Raw genomic sequence first — 21,429 nt, forward strand, 5'->3', positions numbered from 1 at the left:
GGTTTCTGCCCCTCTCCTGGCTGGTGCTGGCCAAAAGCCGTTCCGACTACATGGCCGTCTGGCTCGGGACCTACCTGATGGCGATTCCGGTCTGGCTGTTCTGGCCCAGCGGCAGCCATGGACTTTCCGGCGTGGTGTTTGCCCTGGTGGGATACCTGACCGTGATCGGTTTTCTGGAGCGGCGACCCCTGGTGCTGGCCCTTTCCGTGTTCAGCTTGATAAGCTATGGCGGCTTTCTGCCGGGTCTGCTTCCCTTCTTCTCACCGCCGGGTGTGAGCTGGATCGGCCATGCCTCCGGGTTTGCTGGTGGAGTTTTCGCCGCCTTTGCTGTGTTCAGGGAACCGGCGAAGGTTGACCGGCCCTGAACCTAAACCTTCAACCTGCGTTCCCCTGACCCTTCGCCCCCGATTTCGACGATGTCCTGTCCCCGCTGCGGAAGTTGGAATGTGCGCCGTGACAGGAGTCTGGCTGGTCGCATGGTCTGCGGCCAATGCAGCATGCCCCTGGGCCCCGGCCAGGCCTCGTCAGGGCGCGGGCCGGCGCGGCGGTTCCCCCGTCCCAGCTGGCCGTCCCGTCCAGGTGCTGTCTGGCGTTTGGCGCTGCCACTTGGCTTGTTGCTGCTGGTCAGCGCCCATCTGGCCCAGCGCAGCCTGCAGCAGGAACGCAGCATCCGGCCGCCGGCCGGGCTGATCCGCTGAACCCAACGGCCGCTCAGCCGGGAATGAAATTGCGCAGCCGACGCGCATCGTCACCAGCCCGTTGCTGCAATTCGCTGGCGCTCCGCTGGGATTCTTCGCGTTCGCGGGCTTCGAGCAGGTCTGTTTCTTCCACGGCGTAGCCTTCGCCTCGGGCCAGCATGAGGAAATCAGCCAGCTCGAGTGGCTCGTTCAACCTGGCCTGCAGCTGTGGTTGAAGGCTGGCCTGGAGCAGAAAGGCATCGAGTTGCTGGAGGCTCAAGGTGGCGGCGGCGCAGATTCGCCTGTCTTAGCGGATTGGGCTTCGATCGCAGCCGCTGCCGGCGGGTTGGAATAATCAGGTCTGTCCTGCATGGTGAAGCGGCTGATCAGCAGCCCCATCACCAACGCCAGGTAGAAAGGTCCAATCACCCCGAAGCCGATGCTGGTGATCTGGGCGATCGGCGTGGTGGGCAACACATCGCCGTAGCCGACTGTTGTGATTGTGGCGAAGGCGAAGTAGTTGAGACGCACAAAATCCAGCTCCCAGATCCTCTGCAAAGGGTTCTCGGCTGCCAGCTGATTGGGCAGCTCCAGACCAAGGGCCTGTTGGGAACTGCTGAAGCTGCCGGGTTGCACCGTTTCGAGCACGGTCAACAGCATGCCGGCGGTGAGCCCCAGCAGCAGATAGCCGGCCACCGCCCCCATCAGCACCTGGCCGTTGATCCGCCGCTCTTCGGCCAGGTACCCCACCAGCCGCAGCAGGCTCCAGGCCACGAACACGGTCATCAGAACCATCACCGGCAGACCGCTTTGGCGTTCAACCACCGGTGTGAAATACCAGAACCACTGGGAGAGGAGAGTCGCCAGTCCCAGCAGGCGGTAAGGGAGTCCCAGCCGATGGCCCCGACCACCGTGGCGGCTGCGCCCTTCCAGGGAGAGCAACAGGAGCAAAGTGGTCAGGCTGTAGGCCAGTGCCCCCAGCCAGCGCAGGGTCTGGGGCAGGGCCAGACAGATCATCACCAGCAGCAGCAGCAGCAGATTCCGGTAGAAGCGATGCCGGCGACGCAGTCGCGTCAGTGGGCTGAGTGGCTTTGATCGGGCCTGAAGCCAGGTGTTGAGCAGGACAGGACACGGCATGGATGTGGCTCCATTCTGGGCCTGTCCTGGAAGGGTCAGCCGAGCAGATCGAGCTGGTGGGCCCCGGCGCCCAACGGCAGCGCTTCCCAGCCCTGGGGGTCCCAGCAACCCAGCAAGGGCTCCAGTGCCCGCAGTCCGGGGCCATCGGCTGGCGCCAGCCAGGCCTCTTCCAGGCCGGCGGGCAGGATCACCGGCATGCGGCCATGGATCGGGGCAACCAACCGGTTCGGCGCGGTGGTGAGCAGGCAACAGCTCTCCACCTCACTGCCATCGGCTCCGATCCAACGGTCCCAGAGGCCGGCCAGCCAGAACGGCCGCTGGTCGCGGCGGCGGATCAGCCAGGGCTGTTTGCGCCCGGCCATGGGCGGGCCTTTCCATTCGTAAAAGCCATCAGCCGCCAGCAGGCAGCGGCGATGGCGCCAGGGGCCCCGGAAGGAGGCTCTGGTTGCCACGGTTTCGCTGCGGGCATTGATGGGCCTGGCCGCGCCCAGTGGATCCTTGGACCATTCCGGCAGCAACCCCCAGAGCAGCAGGGCTGCGCCGATCTGGCCATGTTCCTGGCGCAGGCCCAGCACCGGCTGACCCGGCCGCACCTCGGTCATCGGGGCGTAATGGGCGGCCAGGGCAGCCGGCAGGGTGTCGCGCAGCAGCGGCGGCAGTTTGTCGAACTCGGTGCTCAGCGCATAGCGACCACACATGGGAGAAGCAGATCACGTTCGGTTCTCACCCCCGCCCCGACGGGCATGGCCGCGGTGGCTCGGCCTAGCTTGGCCCCATTCCAGCGCCGCACACCCATGGCCCTCCGCCAGGACGACAATCGCCCCAACCGGCGATTCGGGATCATCAACCTCGTGTTGATCGGCTTCGGCGTGTTGCTGCTATTCAGCAACTTCCTGCCCAATCAAGCCACCCAGGTGCCACGGGTCCCCTATTCGCTGTTCATCGACCAAGTGAATGACGGCGACGTCAAGCGGGCCTTCATCACCCAGGACCAGATCCGCTACGAGCTCAGCAATGCACCGGAGGGAAGCCCCTCAGTGCTGGCGACCACGCCGATCTTCGACATGGATCTGCCCCAACGCCTGGAGCAGAAGGGCGTTGAATTCGCCGCCGCACCACCGAAGCGGCCCAACTTCTTCACCACGCTGCTGAGCTGGGTGGTGCCGCCGTTGATCTTCATCCTGGTGCTGCAGTTCTTCGCGCGCCGTCAGATGGGTGGCGGCGGAGCCCAGGGGGCGTTGAGCTTCACCAAATCGAAGGCCCGGGTCTACGTGCCCGATGAGGAGTCACGGGTCACCTTCGCCGATGTGGCCGGTGTGGATGAGGCCAAGGCGGAATTGGCTGAAATCGTTGACTTTCTCAAAAAACCCGAGCGTTACACGGCGATCGGTGCCCGCATCCCCAAAGGGGTGCTGCTGGTGGGCCCTCCCGGCACCGGCAAGACACTCCTCTCGAAGGCGGTGGCTGGCGAGGCCGAAGTTCCTTTCTTCATCATCTCGGGCTCCGAATTCGTCGAACTGTTCGTCGGTGCCGGTGCTGCGCGGGTGCGCGACCTGTTCGAGCAGGCCAAGAAAAAAGCGCCCTGCATCATCTTCATTGACGAACTCGATGCGATCGGCAAATCCCGTTCCGGCTCGATGGGCGTGGTCGGCGGCAACGACGAGCGCGAGCAGACCCTCAACCAGCTGCTCACCGAGATGGATGGCTTTGCTTCCACAGACAAACCGGTGATTGTGCTGGCCGCCACCAACCAGCCCGAAACGCTGGATGCTGCGCTGCTGCGGCCCGGTCGCTTCGACCGCCAGGTGCTGGTCGATCGGCCCGATCTCTCCGGCCGCAAGATGATTCTGGATATCTATGCCAAGAAAGTGAAGCTGGCCGAGGCTGTCGATCTCGATCGCATCGCCCAGGCCACCAGCGGCTTTGCGGGCGCTGATCTGGCCAACTTGGTCAACGAAGCGGCCCTGCTCGCGGCTCGTGGCATGCGCTTGGCGGTGGAGCAGAGAGATCTCAATGAGGCGATCGAGCGGGTGGTGGCCGGTTTGGAGAAGCGCAGCCGGGTGCTCCAAGACGATGAGAAGCGCGTGGTGGCGTTCCACGAAGTGGGTCACGCCATCGTTGGGCACCTGATGCCCGGTGGCAGCAAGGTGGCCAAGATCTCGATCGTGCCCCGTGGCATGAGTGCCCTTGGTTACACGTTGCAGCTGCCCCAGGAGGAACGGTTCCTCAACTCCAAGGAAGACCTTGAAGGTCAGATCGCCACCCTGCTGGGAGGCCGCTCGGCTGAGGAGATCGTGTTCGGTGAAGTCACCACTGGCGCCGCCAACGACCTGCAACGCGCCACCGACATCGCCGAACAGATGGTGGGCACCTACGGGATGAGCGACACGCTCGGCCCGCTGGCCTACGACAAGCAGGGCGGCAACCGCTTTCTTGGCGGCGGCTCCAACCCGCGTCGTTCGGTCAGCGATGCCACCGCCCAGGCGATCGACAAGGAGGTGCGCGGCCTGGTGGACCGGGCCCATGAGCGGGCCCTGGCGATCCTGCACGACAACCGCTCCCTGCTCGATGACATCGCCGGCAAGATCCTCGAGAAAGAGGTGATTGAGGGTGATGATCTCAAAAACCTGCTTTCCTCCAGCCACCTGCCGGACTCTGTTGCGTTGCCCGGAGAGGCGGCGGAGGCCGAACCAGCCGTCGTGGCCGGCTGAGCCTGGCCCCGGCACTTGACGCCGGGGCCCCTGATCCCGGATAAGGGATCTTTGGAATGGGGTCATGAGCCCTCCGATCACAAGCTCTGTCCCGGCCCTGAAGGCGTTGCGGGGTCGCGACCTGCTCTCTTGCGCCGATCTCAGCGCTGAAGAAACCCTGGCCCTGTTGCAGCTGGCCGGCGAACTGCGCAGCGGCGCCCGTCGCGTCGACCTCCATGGCCAGCTGCTTGGCCTGATCTTCACCAAAGCGTCAACCCGCACCCGGGTGAGCTTCTCCGTGGCGATGGCCCGGCTCGGCGGCCAGACCCTCGACCTCAACCCCGCTGTCACCCAGGTGGGTCGGGGCGAACCGATCGCCGACACCGCCCGGGTGCTCAGCCGCTACGTGGATGCCCTGGCGATCCGCACCTTTGCCCAGCAGGATCTCAGTGATTACGCCCACTGGGCCTCGATCCCGGTGATCAATGCCCTCACCGACCTGGAGCATCCCTGCCAGGCCCTGGCTGATTTTCTGACCCTGCAGGACGCTTTCGGCAGCCTCGATGGCCTGTGCCTGGCCTACGTGGGCGATGGCAACAACGTGGCCCATTCGCTGTTGCTCTGTGGTGCCCTGCTGGGCGTGAGTGTGCGGATTGCCTCTCCCGCTGGCTTTGAGCCTGATTCAGCCGTGCTGGAGCAGGCCAGGGCCCTGGCTGCGGGTCGCTGCAGCCTTGAGCTGACCACCGATCCCGTGGCCGGCGTGCGTGGCGCCCACGCCCTGTACACCGATGTCTGGGCCTCGATGGGCCAGGAGCAGGAACAGCGGCAACGGGAGGAGGCCTTTGCAGGCTTCTGCCTCGATGAAGCGCTGTTGGCGGCGGCCGATCCGCGCGCCATCGTGCTGCATTGCCTGCCGGCCCATCGCGGTGAGGAGATCAGTGCCGGCGTCATCGATGGGCCCGCCAGCCGGGTGTTCGACCAGGCCGAAAACCGTCTCCATGCCCAGCAGGCCCTGCTGGCCGCCCTGCTCGGCGGGCTCTGACTTCTTGCCGGGGCTGGACATTGGCGCCAATTAGTGGCACAAATGTACTGACGGTGTCTGAGGCCAGCTGGTGATCTCCTTCGATTCGGATTCGCCTGCTCCCCAGGCCACGCTCACCTCGGCCCAGCAGGAGCTCTACGAGTGGCTGGCCAGTTACATCGACAGCCATCGCCACAGCCCCTCGATCCGCCAGATGATGGAGGCGATGGGCTTGCGCTCGCCGGCGCCGATCCAGAGCCGCCTGCGCCACCTGCAGCAGAAGGGCTGGATCACCTGGCAGGAGGGCCAGGCCCGCACCCTGCAGCTGCTGGGTGGCCATCTCCAGGGCATTCCCATGTTGGGCACCGTGGCGGCTGGCGGCTTGGTGGAGCCCTTCGATGACATCCAGGAGCGGCTCGATCTCCAGCCCCTGCTCGATACCCGCGGCCTGTTCGCCCTCACCGTGAACGGGGACAGCATGATCGCCGCCCACATCGACGATGGCGATGTGGTCTTGATGGAGCCCGTCAACGAGCCCAGCCGGCTCAAGGCCGGCACGATCGTGGCCGCCATGGTGGAGGGCCGGGGCACCACGCTCAAGCATTTCCACCGGCAAGGGGCGATGGTGCGCCTGGAAGCCGCCAACCCCGCCTATGCGCCGCTGCTGATCGAGGCCGAACAGGTGGCCGTGCAAGGGAAGCTGGTGGCGGTCTGGCGCCAGGTCTAGGGGGCCGCCCGAGCTGTAATGTTGGACCCGAAAGGGGCCATAGCTCAGCTGGTAGAGCACCTGCATGGCATGCAGGGGGTCAGCGGTTCGAATCCGCTTGGCTCCATTCACTTTTTCTAGTCACAGCAAGGGTTCAGAGGCTTTGACTCCTGATCTCTTCACTACCTGTTGTGACATGCAATACCGTGTTTTACACACGCTTTTGCACACGCCCTGCCCTCCGCCCCCCGATCACCCGCCTGGGTTGCAACCCTCCGAGATGCTCTCCGCCATGAACACGGCCGGGGCTGGAATGTGGCGGAATCGCGGGGCCTGGTGCGGCTCACCCGCCGTGAACTGAGCGGCGTCCGCAGCACCGTCACCCTGCCGATCGCCTGGGAGCGCGGGTGCGTGTCGGCCGTGATCGCCACCACCAGCGGCCTGCGCGAGCGGATGGAGGAACAGGGGCTCAGCCTGAGCGCTGCGGCCGAGCTGCTGGCAGCCGCCCCCACGACCGGCCCAATGGATTGGCCCGCTCTGGTGACGGACTTTCTGGCTACCCGCAGCGACCTGAGGGCCACCACTCGCGGCGACCTGAACACCAGACTGCAGCGGCTGCTGGCCACCGTCACCAGCCGCCCAACGCCCCGTGATGGCCCCGAGCTGCTGCGGGCCTATGCGCGGCTGCACTTCGCCGCCTGTCCGCCTGGTGGGCAGGGGCGGAAGCGGCAGTTACTGGACGTGGCCCGATTCATGCGCTGGGCGGTGGAGCGCCGAGGGGCACCGGTGTGCTGGCTGCCGCCACCGGCTGACCACCAGGCGGAGCTGATCGGCACCCGAGAGGCCGCGGCCGCCCCCACCACGCCCATCAGCCCCGAGGGCCTGGCCGGTTTGCTCAATCACCTGGAGGCGAGCTGCGCGGAGCTGTGGCTGGCGGTGGCCCTTGTGGGCTGCTTCGGGCTGCGTCCAGCGGAACTGGGCGTTCTGCACCCGAGAGACGGCCGGCTCCGTGTCGGGGCGATCAAGCGCAACGCCCGAACGGCAGCGGCCCCGAAGCCGGCCCAGCTGGTGATGCCCCTGGAGGTGGAGGGCCGGGACGATGGAGCGCGGGCCCTGAAGCTGCTGGAGTCAGGGCTGCTGGAGCTGCCCCTGCCGATCCGCAATGCAGCCGCCAGCGGAGAGCACAAGGCCGTCGGCGATGCCTTCCGTCAGCTGCTCGACCGGCTGCCCTACTGGCAGGGCCTGGTGGAGCGCACCCCTGGGCTCACTCCCTACGGACTGAGACATGGGTTCGCCTGGCGCGGGGCACACCGGCAGCCGCCGATCCCGTTGCGCAATCTGGCCGCCGTCATGCGTCACAGCCCCTCAACCCACCTTCGGCACTATGGCCAGTGGACGGCAGAAGCGGACCTGATCGCCAGCTTCGCCGCGCCCCCACCCCTGGTGGTGGGCACAACGTGCCACCACATGATGTAGCGTTGTGGAGTTGTGAGCCTCGAATGAGGCCAGGGTGCCGCCCCTCATGGGCGCACCTACCAGGGCGGGGAACCACCCCGCCTCAAGGAACCGGGCTTATGTCCGGCCCGCGGTGATTTTGGCTGCGCCTCTGGTTCGGGGGCCGTGCTGTGACCGGGGCAACGCGAGCCAATCCATTCACCCTCTATCTCTTCATGAAGGAAGCAGATTCGGGCTTGGTCCGGTATCTCGGTCGCCTGGAATACCCGGCGATGGTCTCACTGCTCAAGGCCAGCAATGCTCACAACAAAGCTCGCAAGTACGCCCGCAAAGGCGTTGATCCCGCCACGATCAGCCCTTGCGTGGCGGACGTTTCCCGCCTGGGCCCCAGCATCCTGCCTCCGGCAGTGGCCGCGAAGCTGATGCAAGGCGGCACCGTTCAGGCGGAGTCCTGAGCGATGGCTACTGCAATCGAACCCCGCCCGCTTCGGGATCGCGGGGGGATCGCGCCTGGCGTCAGCATGGATCAGTGGCTGCCGACGCCATTGGCGGCACGTGCCTTAGGTGTCAGCACTCGCACGTTGAAGCGCTACGGGCACCCGGAAGTCGGGTTCCTGGTGCCGGGTGTCCACTGGGTCGCTGGACCGTTTGCTAACTCGACGCTCCGCTGGGACGTTGAGACCTGCCGGCAGGTGCTGCATCACCGGGGCATGCGGGTCATCGGTGATGTGAGGCCAGGCGATCGGCTGCCTGTTGTTCTCTCAGCGGGGATCTGAGCAATGAAGAACCCCGCCTCCCTTGCGAGGGGCGGGGCCTACATCCCTGAGGGGAATGGAAACAGCGTGGAAGCTGTGCCCATCCTCTCAGAAGTTGGCCCCGTTTGCCCCGGCCTGCAGACCCCACCCCTCTGGGGCCCCGTGTGCTCTCAGATCGCCTTGCTTCGCGGGAGCACCCGCCCCGAGGCTCTGGTGCTGCTTACCTTGTTTCCGCCCAAGGCCGCCCCTGGTGAGCGGCGCGGCGGGAACACCTACTACCTGGCCACGACCGGGCAGATCCTGCACCGCGAGCCGTCCCTGATCGCGGTCATCACCTCCGACCTGGGCTGCCGCCCCGGTTACAGCCTGGGGCTGATCGTCAACGAGCCGCGGCCGGTGCCGGACGACTGGGGCACCCTTCCCGAGCACTTCGCCCCCCACCGCCGCGGCCGCGATGGCCAGCCCCTCACCAGGGAGCAGCAGCTGGCCGATCAGGAGCAACGCTGCCAGGCCTTCATCACCGGGCAACCGGGCGCGAAGGGGCCGCGGCAATGGGGCGCCAGCAACGAACACATCAGCCCCTGCCGGTGGCTGTTCGCCGAGTGCGACAGCGAGGGGATGAGCCTTGATGATCAGTTGGCGCTGGCGGTTCGGGTGTTCGGCGCTGAGCCGGCGTTCACCATCAGCACCACCAACAAATCGCTGCATTGCTACTTCGGGCTGCGGGAGCCAATCAGCACTGAGCGCTTCACGGTGCTGCAGAAGCTGGTGATCGCTGCCTACCGGCACCTGGAGCCGGAGTGCAGCATCGACAGCAGCCTGGCGAAACCTGCGCAGGTGATGCGGCTGGCCGGTGGACTGCACCCGAAAACCGGGCAGCTGGCCAACATCCACACCTGCTCCGGCAGCCGGTTCGATGCCGACGCCCTGGAGGTGCGGCTGCGGGGGCTGCTGCCACCATCGCCCCCTTCAGCCCCACCAGCCCCAGCGGCGCTGTTCTCCCGCCCGCGGCGATCGTTCGGCCGGCACCGGCCCCGCACGCTGCAGGATGTGGTGGACCACCTGGCGACCCTGCCGCGTCGCGTTGGAGGGCAAGGCACCTACGTCGGCGGGGGATCGATCTACGGCGATCGGAACGTCCTGTGGGGCCTGGTGAAGGCGTGCGAGGAGGCCGGCTACAGCATCGACACCGCCATCGCCTTGATGGAGGCGCACAGCCCCAGTACCACCTGCGGCTGGGACGTGGCGCAGGTGGCCTGCAGTGGCGGTGATCACGCCTCTGCAGCCTGGTTCTGGGGGGCAGGGCGATGAGCAGCACCCAGCAGACCGCCGCCGAGCTGCTGGCCGCGGCCGGAATCGATCCGGAGCAGGCGAAGCGCCCCGCACCATCCAACGGCAACGGCGCGGCGGCAGTCGATGCCGAGGCTCTGGAAGCCCTGCGGAACGAGGCGCTCGACATTGTTGCGATCTACCCCGAGCCCGTGGAGCAAGGGTTGGCCTTGAGGCGGGTCGCCGAAAGATTGAGCCTCCCCAATCTCACGCAACAAGACATTGCGCGGCTGTTGTCAGATGCCCGCTTTGGCACCGAAGGCCCGCCCGAACTACTCACTAACGAATCCAGGCCTATGAGCATGACGACAACCCCCTGGCTATTGGAAGGCATCGTGATGGCGCGAGCCTTGAACCTTGTCGTCGCGCTCCCGAAGGTTGGAAAGAGCGCCCTGGCGCTGGGATTCATTGGTGCATGGGTGCATGGGCAGCAAACCTTCCTGGGGCAAGCACTACCGGGCGACCCATGCCCGCCGGTGCTGATTATCGGCAGCGATCAACCGGAGAACGACTGGGCGCGGATGTTCAAGCAATTCGGGCTCCTGACCGCTGACAATCGGCAGCACCCGCGCATTGTCGGGTTGGCAACTGCCGACAACCCGTGGAGTCTGGATACACGAGGGATTGAGCGAATCGCCGCCATTGCCGCCGACAACCCTGGTCTGCTGGTGGTGATCGATTCGTATCACGCCTGCACTCACCTATTGGGGTTGAAAGAGGAGGCCGCCGAAATGGCGACCCCCGCCCGCGAGCTGATGGCCGCCGTGGGGCCACACGCCGCCACCGTGCTGCTGATTCACCACGCCAGCAAGGGCCGCGCCAGCGAAGGCGCCGTAGCAGCCTCCAGGGGCTCCACAGCGCTACCCGCGGCCGCCAGCCAGACGATCACAGCCTCACCTACTTCCAGAGCGGCCCTGCCGGGGCGGCCATGGGGGACAAGCGGCTGATGCTCAAGACACAAGGGCGCGGCGGGATGCCGTTGGAACTCCTGATCGAGCGGGTCGAGGGGGGGCAGTGGGTGCTCCACGGCGATGCCGAGACGGCCATGGAGGAGCAGGCGAAGGGCAAGGCGTTGGAGAGGCTCACCCCTAGGCAGCAGTCCGTTCTGGATTCCGTCTGCTCCAGAGCGGCAGCAGGCACACCGGCAACGGTGGCCGACGTCGTGGCCGATTGCCAGCTGACGCACAACCGAGCTTGGGAAACCCTTGGCGCCCTGCTTCAGAAACGGTTGGTGATGAAGCAGCCGGGGGAAAGACCCGGCGGTGAGGGGCGCCCCGCCGACACCTACAGGCCGACACCCGGCGCGGTGCCAACCACCGGCGCTGCTGCTGCTGGTGCCTGACGCTGAAAAGGCCGGTGGTTGGCGAGACGCTGGCCTGACGCGGGTGCGGGGGCTTAATCCGGTCCCGCGCGGGGGGGGATCAAACCAATCGGATCAACCGAAACAACGGACAACAAACCCTCGTAGCAGGAAGATACATTGATTGCTATCACTGGTTAATACAGTTAATCCGGTTTGTCCGCCATATCCGAGGCCCCCGCGTGAGGGACCGGATAAGCCCCCCCCGACCGGATGAACCTCACTGACCGGCTGCCCCCCACCAGCGAGGCGGCGGTCCCCTTGGGGCGCCCTACTGGAGCAGGTGCGCCTTGCCGCCGCCGCTCCAGCTGCCGTTGAACGCGGCGAATCAGGCAGAATCAACCCATGAACGCACCAGAACCAGCGCCTGATTCACCTGAATGGCCCGAATGGGACGCTCAGCATTGCCCTGAAGATCGAACCGGGTTTCTGTTTGCGGCTTGGAAGCAGCGGAATCCCCTGCATAAAATATCGGTGGGGAGAATTGCAAATAAGAACATCACTGCACTTCGCGTCAACGAGATCATCAACTGGACCCGCAGGGGCACGGGCACCGGATCTGCCGCGCGCAAAGCTTCTGCCCTATGGGGTCTTTCCCGGCGTCATATGGATGACCTGCAGGCAAGAGCCAACCGTCAGATGGTGGCCGACTTATCGATGGATCGCGAAGTGTTTGCAGCGCGGTTGATAGCGCAAGGCGAATACATCACGGAGGCCGCGATGGAGGGCAAGCAATATTCAGCCGCCGTGGGTGCTCTGGCGCTGTTGGCCAGGGTGACTTCTGTTGTTCCGAAGTCCAGCGGGTCTCGCTATTGACCTCCCCGCTCACTCCTCACCAGCTGCAGCTCCACCGCCTCGCCGCCGCCGCGCTGGTGGAGTGCGGGGAGGCAAACCCCGACAGCTTGCGGATGTTCGCGGGGCTGATGGGCCTGCTCACCATCGACGTTGCCGCCACGGTTGACCCCGACCGTGGTTTTTCCCTGAAGGCCCGAGCCATGGGTGCACGGCGCGGCCTTCGCTGATGCCCGGCCGCTCGCCATGGGACCGATCCCGGTTGAGAATGGGAATCGACCCCAAGCATCAACCTCATGCCCACCGAACTGAGCCGCGCCCAGATCGAAAGCTTCACCGCTGCGCTCGATGCCCGAGGCGCTGAACAGGCCGACGCTGAACCCGCACCAGCCGCACCGATCCAGGCCTTGCCGGTCCCCAGCATCACCAGGACCGCTGCGGTGCTCAGCCGCTTCGCCGCCGTGTTCCCTGGAGAGCGGCTCCCTCAGGACATCACCAGCATCCCTTGGGCCGCCCAGCTCCAGCTCAAGGATGCAGACGGCGAGCTACATGCGCTCCTGACCGGACAGGCTTCAGCAGAGCTGGAGCTGGCAGTGCTCAACGGCTCCTGGAGCCACACGGCCCCGGTTCCGCCCACCCGCGAAGAGGCCGCCGCTCAGCTGGTGGCCGCCGCCACCGCGAACGGCCAGACCAACCCATGGGCGCCAACGACCTGGAACCTCAGCGCCCAGCTGGAGGTGAGCCGCGCCAACCCCGAAGCCGCCGAGAGCCTGCGCCTGGAGGCGGCACCAGCGATCCAGGCGGCACAGGCTGCCCGCCAACAGCGGGAAGCGCATCACCAGCAACAAGCCCAGGAGATGGCAAACCTGAAAGCTCAGGCTCGAGCTCGCCTTCTGTTCCACGGCCACGCTTGATCGTGGCAACACTTTCACCGTCGATCGCGAAACGCTCTGAAATGGCTGCGACGTTGAGGAGCCGCCGGCAGACCGCAGCGGCGGGTCTGCAAGCAGCGATCCGCTCGCTCGAAAACGAACCCCACCTGCTGGGCCTGTGCCCCGAGGTCGCCGACCTGTGGGAATCGCTGATCGCTGCGCGAGATTTGCTGGTTGCCCCGGTGCTGAGCGTCGCGCAACGAAAGGCGGACCGCGAGGCCGCCCGCTTCGCCAGGGTCTTTCCCCTGGGTGATCAGCTGATCAGCTGCGAAGGCGAAGGCGAGGGCCTGCAGGCATGAGCGCACCGCTGCCGCCCTGGGCGCTGACACCGGCCCGTGCCATTGCCTTGCTCCAGGCTGGCGGCCCCGCCCCCGTGCTCCCTGAGCCGGGCCCTCCCGAGCTCATGGTGGAGGCCGCCGAGGCCATGACCGGGCCGGATTGGTTCGAGCACCAGCAGGCTGCGATCTCCGCCCTGGGGCCTGCGGGCCGGGGATCCGCTTCTGGGCCTTGGCTGACCAAGGAGCAGCGCTTGCGGGCTCGGCGGATCGCGTCCGGGCGCTGAGCGGGGCAGGCTCCCTGGGAATAGTTGCAATTTGCTCCTAACCCGCTCATAACACTTAGGGGCGACTTATCTATATCCACCTGTCATGATGTTGGGGTTGATGTGTTGGTTGTCGTGGGCGAAACAAGCCTGTTTCGCCCACGACGTTTTCTTCAGCAGGTCAGACGGTCGCTTTTTCCTTGGCAGGTGTCAGCACGTGGCGGCCGGGGTTGATGTGTTGGGTGCCGTGATCGAAACAGGCCTGTTTCGATCACGGCTTTTTCTTCGGCAGGTCAGACGGTCGCTTCTTCCTTGGCTGGAGCGAGCACGTGGCGGCCGGGGGTGATGTGTTGGGTGCCGTCTTCCAAAAGGCCCATTTTGGAAGACGGCGTTTTCTTCAGCAGATCAGACGGTCGCTTCTTCCTTGGCAGGTGCCAGCACATGGCTCAGGTCAGCCAGCTGCTGGCCGGCGGCGGGCCCCGATAAGCGAATAATGCACACGCTTTTACACACGCAAACGAGTCTTGTCAGCGTTAAACTCAGTCAGGGCAAGCGATTCGAGTGATTCAATCCCTGCATGGCATGCAGGGGGTCAGCGGTTCGAATCCGCTTGGCTCCACTTTCAAAATCGTTGCAACTCACCCAACTCCCGTTCCTCAGCCCTGCGCTCTGTGACAGGGCGATCGCTTGGGTTCCTTCAAGCTTCAGCCGCTGGCCTCAGGAGAGGCCTCTCCAAGGTTGTCGGCGCTGGCCGGTCCGATCTCGCCGAGGGCGCGCATCAGCGGCGTGATCGAGAGTCCCTGCACGATCACTGAATAGGCCACCACGGCGAAGGCCACGGTCACTACGGCGTCGCGGTAGGGGAGTGTGGTGGGCAGGCCCAGCGAGAGGGCCAGGGCCAGGGCGCCGCGCAGGCCGCCCCAGAAGAGCACGTGCTGGTGGCTGGTTTTCACCTTCAGCGCTGAACCCAGGAACAGGCTGCAGCAGAGATAGGTGGACAGGGCCCGCCCCGCAGTGACCAGAACAATGGCGATGCCGATCGGCAGCAACACCTCGGTGAAGTTCTGGTGCGCCTCCAGCATCCCCATCAGCAGGAAGATCAGCGAGTTCACCACGAAGGCGGCGTAGTCCCAGAACGACACCACGGCCTCGCGTCCCTTCGGCGAGATGGCGCCCAATGGGCCGAGGTTGCCCATCATGATTCCGGCGGTGAGGGTGGCCAGCACCCCGGACACGTCCAGGTATTCCGCCAGCCAAAAGGAGCCGTACGCAGCAATGGTGGTGAAGGTGATCTCCACCAGGGGATCCTCGGTACGGCCGGCCAGGGCCAGGACCGCTGCTGCCACTGCGCCGCCGCAGGCCACGCCGCCAACGATCGTGACCGCCAGGAACTGAACGGTGCCCAGCGGTGTGATCGCGGCGCCGGTGGCCAAGGCGATCGCCACACTGAAGCCCACTGCAGCGGTGCTGTCATTCAGGAGGCTTTCGGCCTCCACCAGTGCCCGCAGCCGCCCATGCACGCCGGCTTCCTTGAAGGTGGCGATCACCGAAACCGGATCGGTGGCTGAGATCAGCACACCGAAGAGCAGGGCCGCCGGCCAGCTCCAGTGGGCCCAATAGTGCATTCCAAGCGTGGTGACCCCGACGGAGAGTACCACCCCCAGGGTGGCCAGGGTGAGCACCACCGGCAGGTCCTTGCGCAGCGCTGGCCAGGCGATGTAGAGGGCCGCCTCAAAGATCAAGGGCGGCAGGAAGGCGTTGAAGATCAACTCCCGCGTCAGGCTGAGATCGGGGGCGAAGGGCAGCCACGCCAGCACGATCCCCCCCAGCACCAGGCCAACGCTGTAAGGCAGTCGCAGCCTGCGGGCCAGCATGGCCACCACCGCTGCCACCAGCAGCAGCAGTTCGATCGATTCGATGGTGAGCATGGGCGAGAGGGGAGGGTGCGGCGTGCCGAAGGCAGCCCTCCAAGTGTGAAGGTTGGGACCCGCAGGCGTCAGCTCAGCTTCGCCGCTACGCCCATCTCCTGCTCCAGGGCTGCGATCGCCAGGCGGGTCTGCACGACGGCGTCGGGATTCAGGCTGATCGAATCGATGCCTTGCTCCACCAGGAAGCGGGCAAACTCGGGATAGTCGCTCGGGGCCTGGCCGCAGATGCCGATCTTGCGGCCGCAGCGTCTGGCTGTGCGGATCGCCATTCGGATCATGTCCTTGACGATGGGGTGACGCTCGTCGAAGAGATCGGCCACCAGAGCTGAATCGCGATCCAAGCCCAGGGTGAGTTGGGTGAGGTCGTTGGAGCCGATCGAAAAGCCGTCAAACCGTTCAGCGAAGGCCTCAGCTCCGATCACATTGCTGGGCAGCTCGCACATCACATACACCTGCAACCCGTTCACGCCCCGCCTGAGGCCATGGCGGGCCATTTCGGCCAGCACCCGGTCACCTTCCTCCGGCGTTCGACAGAACGGAATCATCGGGATCACATTGCTGAGGCCCATGTCCTCACGCACATGCCTGAGGGCCGCACATTCCAGGGCAAACGCTTCACGGAAGGCCGGCGCGACATAACGGGAGGCGCCACGCCAGCCGATCATCGGGTTCTCTTCGTGGGGCTCGAAGTCTGCGCCGCCCAGCAGCTTCGCGTATTCATTGCTCTTGAAATCGGAGAATCGCAGGATCACTGGACGCGGATAAAACGCGGCAGCCAGGCGAGCCATGCCCTGGCTGAGCAGGTCGAGGTAATAGTCCGCTGGATGGGGGTGGCCGGCGGTGAGCTTGGCAATCGCGGCGCGCTGCTCAAGGTCGCTGACCCGCTCAGGTTCCAGCAAGGCCATCGGGTGAACCTTGATCTGATTGGCGATGATGAATTCCAATCGGGCCAGCCCAACGCCATCACAGGGGATGGCCGCCAGCTTGAAAGCATCCTCCGGGTTGCCCACATTCACCAGGATCTGGGTGCGGGTGGAGGGAAGATCGCCGATGTCCTGTTCCTCCAGGCGGTAGGCCAGCGCTCCTCGGTAGACGCGACCCACATCCCCCTCGCAGCAGCTGGCCGTGACCGTTTCTCCATCGGCGATGGTTGTGGTGGCGTCGCCGCAGCCGACGATCGCGGTGATGCCCATTTCACGGGCGATGATCGCCGCATGGCAGGTGCGGCCACCCTGGTTGGTGATCACCCCGGCAGCCTTTTTGAGGATCGGTTCCCAGTCGGGGTCGGTGCGGTTGGTGACGAGCAGGTCACCATTCTCGAACTGGTCGATTCCCGTGGGATCGGCGATCACTCGGGCCCGGCCACTGCTCACCGAGGCACCAATCGCCCGTCCCTTGCTGATCAGTTCGGCGTCATGGGCTTCGAGATGCCAGCTGCGCAGCACGGCCGACGACTGGCGTGATTCCACCGTCTCCGGCCTAGCCTGCACGACGAACAGCTCGCCACTGAGGCCGTCCTTGGCCCACTCGATGTCCATCGGTGTGGGCACCCCGTGCTGGCTGCTGTAGTGCTGCTCGATTCGGCAGGCCCAGCGGGCCAGGGTCAGCACTTCGTCGTCGCCGATGGCATAACGGCGACGATCTACATCCGCAACCGGCACGTTGCGCGTGGAGGTTCCAGGATCGGCAGACTCCACTCCCACCATGCGGATCTCCTTGCTGCCCAGTCGGCGGCTGATGATCGGTGCATGGCCCTGCTGCAACGTGGGCTTGAAGATCAGGTATTCATCGGGGTTCACCGCTCCCTGCACCACGTTTTCACCAAAGCCGTAGGAGGCGGTGAGCAGCACCGCGTCGCGGAAGCCGGTTTCAGTGTCGAGCGTGAAGATCACTCCAGCGGCGGCCAGATCGGATCGCACCATGCGCTGCACGCCGATCGAGAGCGCCACCTCGAGATGGTCGAAACCGTTGTTCTGGCGGTAGGAAATGGCCCGATCCGTGAACAACGACGCATAACAGCGGCGGCAGGCATCCAATAGCGCCGCCTCTCCCTGGATGTTCAGAAAGGTGTCCTGCTGCCCAGCGAAGCTGGCATCGGGGAGATCCTCGGCGGTGGCGCTGGAGCGCACCGCCACGCTCAAGGATTCGCCATCCCCGACACCTTCGTTGTGGCGCAGGTCGGCGTAGGCCGAAATGATCGCCTGCTGCAGTGACTCCGGCAGAAACGCCGCCAGGATGCGTTGGCGAGCGGCCGCTCCGGCGGCTTGGAGGGCGCCCAGGTCGGTGGAATCGAGCTGGCTCAGCAGCTGACGCAGCGGCTGATCGAGACCGTTGTGGCTCAGGAAAAGGCGATAGGCCTCTGAGGTTGTGGCGAACCCCCCGGGCACGCGCACCCCCTGGGCCGTGAGCTCGCGGATCAGTTCGCCCAGTGAGGCATTTTTGCCACCAACGCTGGGGATGTCGGTGAGTCCGATGGCCTCGAGTGGGACCACGAGCTGCCGGTTGCGAGCCAGTTCAGCCATATGCCCCGCAAACTATGCGCGTGTTCAACCCTAGGGAAAGGCCCCGCCGGCGCAGCCAGGCCAGGGAAGATTCAGAAAAGACGAAGGAATACAGCGAGATCAGTCCGAACCGCTACGACTTCCTACGCTGGATTGAGGGTTGCGACAGCGTCATGCCCAGTGCCCCAACCGAACGGTCCGCTGAGGCCTCTGCTGAAGAGGTATCAAGCTTTGAAGCTTTGCAGTCGATTCTGGCTCGGCATCAGCGCAGCCCGGACAGCCTGATCGAGGTCCTCAATCACGCCCAGGAGACTTACCACTACCTCAGTGCTGAGCTGTTGCGCCACGTCGCCCGCAACCTAGGGCTGCCACTCAGCCAGGTCTTCGGCACCGCCTCGTTTTATCACCTGTTCCGTTTCCAGGCACCGGCCAGGCACAACTGCACGGTCTGTACTGGCACAGCTTGCAGTGTCATCGGAGCCGGTCGCCTGGTGGAAGCTTTGGAGCAGGAGCTGGGGATCCGCCTTGGCAGCAGCAGGGCCGATGGATCAATAGACCTGGGCTCCGTTCGTTGTCTGGGCACCTGCGGCGCCGCGCCGCTGGTGGTGATCGATGGGGTGGTGGCCAAGCAGCAGACCGTCGCCTCCGTGCTGGAAGCCGTGCGGAGCCTGCGGTGATGACAGCATCCCCAGCCCCCTTGTGCCTGCGTTGTTGCACCTCGGCAGGCTGCCTGGCGAGCGGTGCGGCCGAATTGAGGCAGTCCCTGCAGCGTGCGGTGTCCTGTCTTGAGCTGGCCGATCGGATAGAGATCAGGGGCGTCGGCTGCCTGGGACCCTGCAGCCAGGGGGCATTGCTGGCGGTCGACCCAGACGGTGCGCTCTTCGCCGGTGTCAGGGCGGAGGATGCCACTGGTCTGATTGCGGCTCTGGTCCGTCGCTGGGAATTGGAAGCGATCGATGGGCAGCGGCGGCCCCTCGCCTGGACCCCTGGGCGCGGGGAGCAGCTTGACACCAGTCAGCCTTTCTTTGCCCGCCAACGACGCGTGGTGTTGGAGAACTGCGGCCTGATTGACCCGGAGCGGATCGAGGCGGCGATCGAGCGGGGGGCTTACGACCAGTTGCGTCGAGCCGTTCAGGAGCTCACCCCAATGCAGGTGGTGGAGACCATCTATCGCAGTGGCCTGCGGGGACGCGGCGGGGCCGGATATCCCACGGGGCTGAAGTGGAGCACCGTTGCCAAGATGCCCGGTGACCACAAAGTGGTGGTCTGCAATGCCGATGAGGGTGATCCGGGCGCCTTCATGGACCGCAGCGTTCTGGAGGGGGATCCCCATCGGGTGCTGGAGGGCATGGCGATCGCCGCTTTTGCCGTGGGGGCAAGCCGAGGCTTCATCTACATCCGCGCCGAATACGCCTTGGCGATCGGCAACCTGCGCCGGGCGATTGACCAGGCCCAGCGCCACCGCCTGCTGGGCCAGAGATTGTTCGATTCCAGCTTTGAGTTCACGGTGGAGTTGCGGGTCGGGGCTGGGGCCTATGTCTGCGGAGAGGAAACGGCCCTGATCCACTCGATCGAAGGCAAGCGCGGCTCCCCCAGACCACGGCCGCCCTACCCGGCCGAGCAAGGGGTGGGCGGCCTGCCCACCTTGATCAACAACGTCGAAACCTTCGCCAACGTGGTGCCGATCCTGCGGGAGGGTTCCGACTGGTATGCAGCGATCGGTACCAGTAGCAGCAAAGGCACCAAGGTGTTCTCACTGACGGGCAACGTGCGCTGCGGAGGCCTGCTGGAAGTGTCGATGGGCACCAGCCTGGCCACGATCGTGCAGGAGATGGGGGGCGGTGCTCCCGAAGGCTCCACGATCAAGGCCGTCCAGACCGGTGGCCCCTCGGGTGGCTGCGTGCCCGCTTCCGAGCTCAACACAGCGGTGGATTACGCCTCGTTGCAGGAACTGGGCACGATCATGGGCTCCGGCGGCATGGTGGTGATGGACCACAGCACCAACATGGTGGCCCTCGCCGCGTTCTTCATGGAGTTCTGCCGGGATGAATCCTGCGGCAAGTGCGTGCCCTGCCGCGCCGGCACCGTCCAGCTCCATGGGTTGCTGCAGAAGCACCTGGCCGGCGACGCCACAGCTGCGGACCTGGCCCAGCTCGAGGCCCTCTGCCACATGGTCAAAGACACCAGCCTCTGCGGCCTCGGCCAGAGCGCACCCAAGCCGGTCCTGAGCACCCTGCGCTTCTTCCGTGAGGAGTACGTGGCCCTGCTGAAGCCCGTGGCTGCGCGTGCAACCGAGGCTGTGCCATGAGTGTCTCCACCCTGACGATCGACGGCCAGGCGGTGGCGATGGCCGTCGGCGCCACCCTGCTGGAGGCGGCCCGGGAGCTGGGGATCGCCATTCCTACCCTCTGCCACCTGGAGGGGTTGAGCCCTGTGGCGGCCTGTCGCCTCTGCCTGGTGGAGATCGAGGGCAGCGGCAAGTTGCAGCCCGCCTGCATCACCCCCGTGCTGGAGGGGATGGTGGTGCGCACCGACAGTCCCACTTTGCGGGACTACCGCCGCACGGTGATCGAACTGCTGTTCACCGAAGGGAACCACGTCTGCGCGGTGTGCGTGGCTAACGGCCATTGCGAGCTGCAGGACCGCGCCGTGGAGGTGGGCATGGACCATTCCCGGCTGCCCTACCGCTTCCCTGATCGCGCGGTGGATCTCTCCCACCAGCGCTTTGGGCTCGACCACAACCGCTGCATCCTCTGCACCCGCTGCGTGCGGGTCTGCGACGAGGTGGAGGGTGCCCACGTCTGGGACGTGGCCTGGCGGGGAGAGCACTGCCGGATCATCGCCGGGCTCGATCAGCCCTGGGGAGCGGTGGATGCCTGCACCGACTGCGGCAAGTGCGTGATGGTCTGCCCTACCGGCGCCCTCTTCCCCAAGGGCGACACGGTGGAGGAGAAGCACGAGGATCCCAGCCAGCTGGTCGCCCTGCTGCGGGCCCGTCAGGCGCGCCAAGGGGCGCCGCCATGAGCTCCCCCTCAGTCAGCACTACCGGCAGCATCAACGGCAAGCTGCGTCTGGCCACCGTCTGGTTGGCCGGCTGCTCCGGTTGCCACATGTCGTTCCTTGATCTCGATGAGTGGCTGATCGAGCTGGCTGACTGCATGGACATGGTGTTCAGCCCGGTGGCTTCCGACAGCAAGGAGTACCCCCAAGACGTGGATCTCTGCCTGGTGGAGGGAGGCGTCGCCAATAGTGACAACCTGGCGCTGATCCTCCAGGTGCGCGCACGCACCCGCCTGTTGGTGTCGTTCGGCGACTGCGCCTTGAGCGCCAACGTGCCGGGCATGCGCAACATGTTGGGTGGGGCCGAGCCGGTGCTGCGCCGCGGTTACCTGGAGCTGGCCGACGACAGTGGCGTCATGCCGCACGCTCCGGGGATCGTGCCGGAACTACTGCCCCAGGTGTTGCCCCTCCACGAGGTGGTGCCCGTGGATTTCTATTTGCCGGGCTGCCCGCCGTCGGCCGCGCGTATTCGCGCCTTTCTTGAGCCGCTGCTGCGGGGCGAGGCGCCGCTGATGGAGGGGGCGGAGATGATCCGCTTCGGCTGA

At 65.7% G+C, this 21,429-nt stretch carries 25 protein-coding genes and 1 tRNA gene; 21 read left to right on the forward strand and 5 right to left on the reverse strand.

Annotated elements, in window-relative coordinates; genetic code table 11:
- Window positions 1-5: 5 nt before the first annotated feature.
- Together ACXMDM_RS09010 and ACXMDM_RS09015 are read left to right on the forward strand one after the other, a co-directional pair.
- Window positions 6-365 (forward strand): rhomboid family intramembrane serine protease, encoded by a 360-nt coding sequence (locus tag ACXMDM_RS09010; protein WP_499570392.1) that lies wholly within the window; start codon window positions 6-8, stop codon window positions 363-365.
- 51 nt (window positions 366-416) lie between these two features.
- Window positions 417-698 (forward strand): hypothetical protein, encoded by a 282-nt coding sequence (locus tag ACXMDM_RS09015; RefSeq protein ID WP_145537250.1) that lies wholly within the window; start codon window positions 417-419, stop codon window positions 696-698.
- Window positions 699-711: 13 nt separating this feature from the next.
- Here the strand turns inward: ACXMDM_RS09015 and ACXMDM_RS09020 are convergent, their stop codons facing one another.
- The 3 genes from ACXMDM_RS09020 to ACXMDM_RS09030 are packed head-to-tail and all read right to left on the reverse strand — an operon-like array spanning window position 712 to window position 2,512.
- Window positions 712-957 carry a Nif11-like leader peptide family RiPP precursor gene (locus ACXMDM_RS09020; RefSeq protein WP_071801458.1) on the reverse strand — a complete coding sequence of 82 codons (246 nt, stop codon included), beginning with the start codon at window positions 955-957 and terminating at the stop codon, window positions 712-714.
- Window positions 954-1,814: a potassium channel family protein gene (locus ACXMDM_RS09025; RefSeq protein WP_259722881.1), complete on the reverse strand. Its 861-nt coding sequence runs from the start codon at window positions 1,812-1,814 to the stop codon at window positions 954-956. Before ACXMDM_RS09025 ends, ACXMDM_RS09020 begins: the two co-directional genes overlap by 4 nt.
- 35 nt (window positions 1,815-1,849) lie before the next feature.
- Window positions 1,850-2,512, reverse strand: coding sequence for an SOS response-associated peptidase (locus tag ACXMDM_RS09030; RefSeq protein ID WP_259722880.1), 663 nt, complete (start codon window positions 2,510-2,512; stop codon window positions 1,850-1,852).
- 96 nt (window positions 2,513-2,608) lie between these two features.
- Here ACXMDM_RS09030 and ftsH point away from each other — a divergent pair, with 96 nt between their 5' ends.
- From ftsH to ACXMDM_RS09105, 15 genes are all read left to right on the forward strand, one after another.
- The gene (ftsH, locus tag ACXMDM_RS09035) at window positions 2,609-4,525 is read left to right on the forward strand and encodes an ATP-dependent zinc metalloprotease FtsH (protein WP_259722879.1); all 1,917 of its coding nucleotides are present in this window, start codon (window positions 2,609-2,611) and stop codon (window positions 4,523-4,525) included.
- 64 nt (window positions 4,526-4,589) lie between these two features.
- A complete protein-coding gene (argF, locus tag ACXMDM_RS09040) occupies window positions 4,590-5,546 on the forward strand; it encodes an ornithine carbamoyltransferase (RefSeq protein WP_259722878.1) in 957 nt (318 codons plus the stop codon).
- 73 nt (window positions 5,547-5,619) lie between these two features.
- A complete protein-coding gene (lexA, locus tag ACXMDM_RS09045; protein WP_071802262.1) occupies window positions 5,620-6,252 on the forward strand; it encodes a transcriptional repressor LexA in 633 nt (210 codons plus the stop codon).
- A gap of 33 nt (window positions 6,253-6,285) precedes the next feature.
- A tRNA-Ala gene (locus ACXMDM_RS09050) sits at window positions 6,286-6,358 on the forward strand.
- A gap of 188 nt (window positions 6,359-6,546) precedes the next feature.
- Entirely contained in the window at window positions 6,547-7,707 is a 1,161-nt protein-coding gene (locus tag ACXMDM_RS09055) for a site-specific integrase (protein WP_259722877.1), read from the forward strand.
- A gap of 194 nt (window positions 7,708-7,901) precedes the next feature.
- Entirely contained in the window at window positions 7,902-8,141 is a 240-nt protein-coding gene (locus tag ACXMDM_RS09060) for a hypothetical protein (RefSeq protein WP_259722876.1), read from the forward strand.
- A 3-nt stretch (window positions 8,142-8,144) separates the two neighbouring features.
- Window positions 8,145-8,462 (forward strand): hypothetical protein, encoded by a 318-nt coding sequence (locus ACXMDM_RS09065; RefSeq protein ID WP_313772302.1) that lies wholly within the window; start codon window positions 8,145-8,147, stop codon window positions 8,460-8,462.
- A 159-nt stretch (window positions 8,463-8,621) separates the two neighbouring features.
- The gene (locus tag ACXMDM_RS09070; protein WP_499569459.1) at window positions 8,622-9,752 is read left to right on the forward strand and encodes a hypothetical protein; all 1,131 of its coding nucleotides are present in this window, start codon (window positions 8,622-8,624) and stop codon (window positions 9,750-9,752) included.
- Window positions 9,749-10,717: an AAA family ATPase gene (locus tag ACXMDM_RS09075; RefSeq protein ID WP_259722873.1), complete on the forward strand. Its 969-nt coding sequence runs from the start codon at window positions 9,749-9,751 to the stop codon at window positions 10,715-10,717. The genes ACXMDM_RS09070 and ACXMDM_RS09075 overlap by 4 nt, the downstream gene beginning before the upstream one ends.
- Complete coding sequence (locus tag ACXMDM_RS09080) at window positions 10,699-11,112, forward strand: hypothetical protein (RefSeq protein ID WP_259722872.1); 414 nt, start codon at window positions 10,699-10,701, stop codon at window positions 11,110-11,112. Before ACXMDM_RS09075 ends, ACXMDM_RS09080 begins: the two co-directional genes overlap by 19 nt.
- 363 nt (window positions 11,113-11,475) lie before the next feature.
- Window positions 11,476-11,946 (forward strand): hypothetical protein, encoded by a 471-nt coding sequence (locus ACXMDM_RS09085; protein WP_259722871.1) that lies wholly within the window; start codon window positions 11,476-11,478, stop codon window positions 11,944-11,946.
- Entirely contained in the window at window positions 11,943-12,152 is a 210-nt protein-coding gene (locus tag ACXMDM_RS09090) for a hypothetical protein (RefSeq protein ID WP_259722870.1), read from the forward strand. The genes ACXMDM_RS09085 and ACXMDM_RS09090 overlap by 4 nt, the downstream gene beginning before the upstream one ends.
- Window positions 12,153-12,218: 66 nt before the next feature.
- Window positions 12,219-12,836 carry a hypothetical protein gene (locus tag ACXMDM_RS09095; protein WP_259722869.1) on the forward strand — a complete coding sequence of 206 codons (618 nt, stop codon included), beginning with the start codon at window positions 12,219-12,221 and terminating at the stop codon, window positions 12,834-12,836.
- A complete protein-coding gene (locus ACXMDM_RS09100; RefSeq protein WP_259722868.1) occupies window positions 12,833-13,153 on the forward strand; it encodes a hypothetical protein in 321 nt (106 codons plus the stop codon). The genes ACXMDM_RS09095 and ACXMDM_RS09100 overlap by 4 nt, the downstream gene beginning before the upstream one ends.
- Entirely contained in the window at window positions 13,150-13,416 is a 267-nt protein-coding gene (locus ACXMDM_RS09105; RefSeq protein ID WP_259722867.1) for a hypothetical protein, read from the forward strand. Before ACXMDM_RS09100 ends, ACXMDM_RS09105 begins: the two co-directional genes overlap by 4 nt.
- A gap of 683 nt (window positions 13,417-14,099) precedes the next feature.
- Here the strand turns inward: ACXMDM_RS09105 and ACXMDM_RS09110 are convergent.
- Window positions 14,100-15,323: a cation:proton antiporter gene (locus ACXMDM_RS09110; protein ID WP_071801463.1), complete on the reverse strand. Its 1,224-nt coding sequence runs from the start codon at window positions 15,321-15,323 to the stop codon at window positions 14,100-14,102.
- A gap of 68 nt (window positions 15,324-15,391) precedes the next feature.
- Window positions 15,392-17,845 carry a phosphoenolpyruvate synthase gene (gene ppsA / locus ACXMDM_RS09115; protein ID WP_259723167.1) on the reverse strand — a complete coding sequence of 818 codons (2,454 nt, stop codon included), beginning with the start codon at window positions 17,843-17,845 and terminating at the stop codon, window positions 15,392-15,394.
- Window positions 17,846-17,859: 14 nt separating this feature from the next.
- On the opposite strand from ppsA, the gene ACXMDM_RS09120 reads away from it, so the two are divergent.
- Genes ACXMDM_RS09120 through ACXMDM_RS09135 form a run of 4 tightly spaced genes read left to right on the forward strand, consistent with a single transcriptional unit; the run spans window position 17,860 to window position 21,429 of the window.
- A complete protein-coding gene (locus ACXMDM_RS09120) occupies window positions 17,860-18,501 on the forward strand; it encodes an NAD(P)H-dependent oxidoreductase subunit E (protein ID WP_499569464.1) in 642 nt (213 codons plus the stop codon).
- A complete protein-coding gene (locus ACXMDM_RS09125; RefSeq protein ID WP_259723165.1) occupies window positions 18,501-20,132 on the forward strand; it encodes a NuoF family protein in 1,632 nt (543 codons plus the stop codon). Before ACXMDM_RS09120 ends, ACXMDM_RS09125 begins: the two co-directional genes overlap by 1 nt.
- A complete protein-coding gene (gene hoxU / locus ACXMDM_RS09130; protein WP_259723164.1) occupies window positions 20,129-20,848 on the forward strand; it encodes a bidirectional hydrogenase complex protein HoxU in 720 nt (239 codons plus the stop codon). Before ACXMDM_RS09125 ends, hoxU begins: the two co-directional genes overlap by 4 nt.
- Complete coding sequence (locus tag ACXMDM_RS09135) at window positions 20,845-21,429, forward strand: NADH-quinone oxidoreductase subunit B family protein (protein ID WP_071801467.1); 585 nt, start codon at window positions 20,845-20,847, stop codon at window positions 21,427-21,429. The genes hoxU and ACXMDM_RS09135 overlap by 4 nt, the downstream gene beginning before the upstream one ends.

Source organism: Synechococcus sp. CS-603, assembly GCF_977929215.1.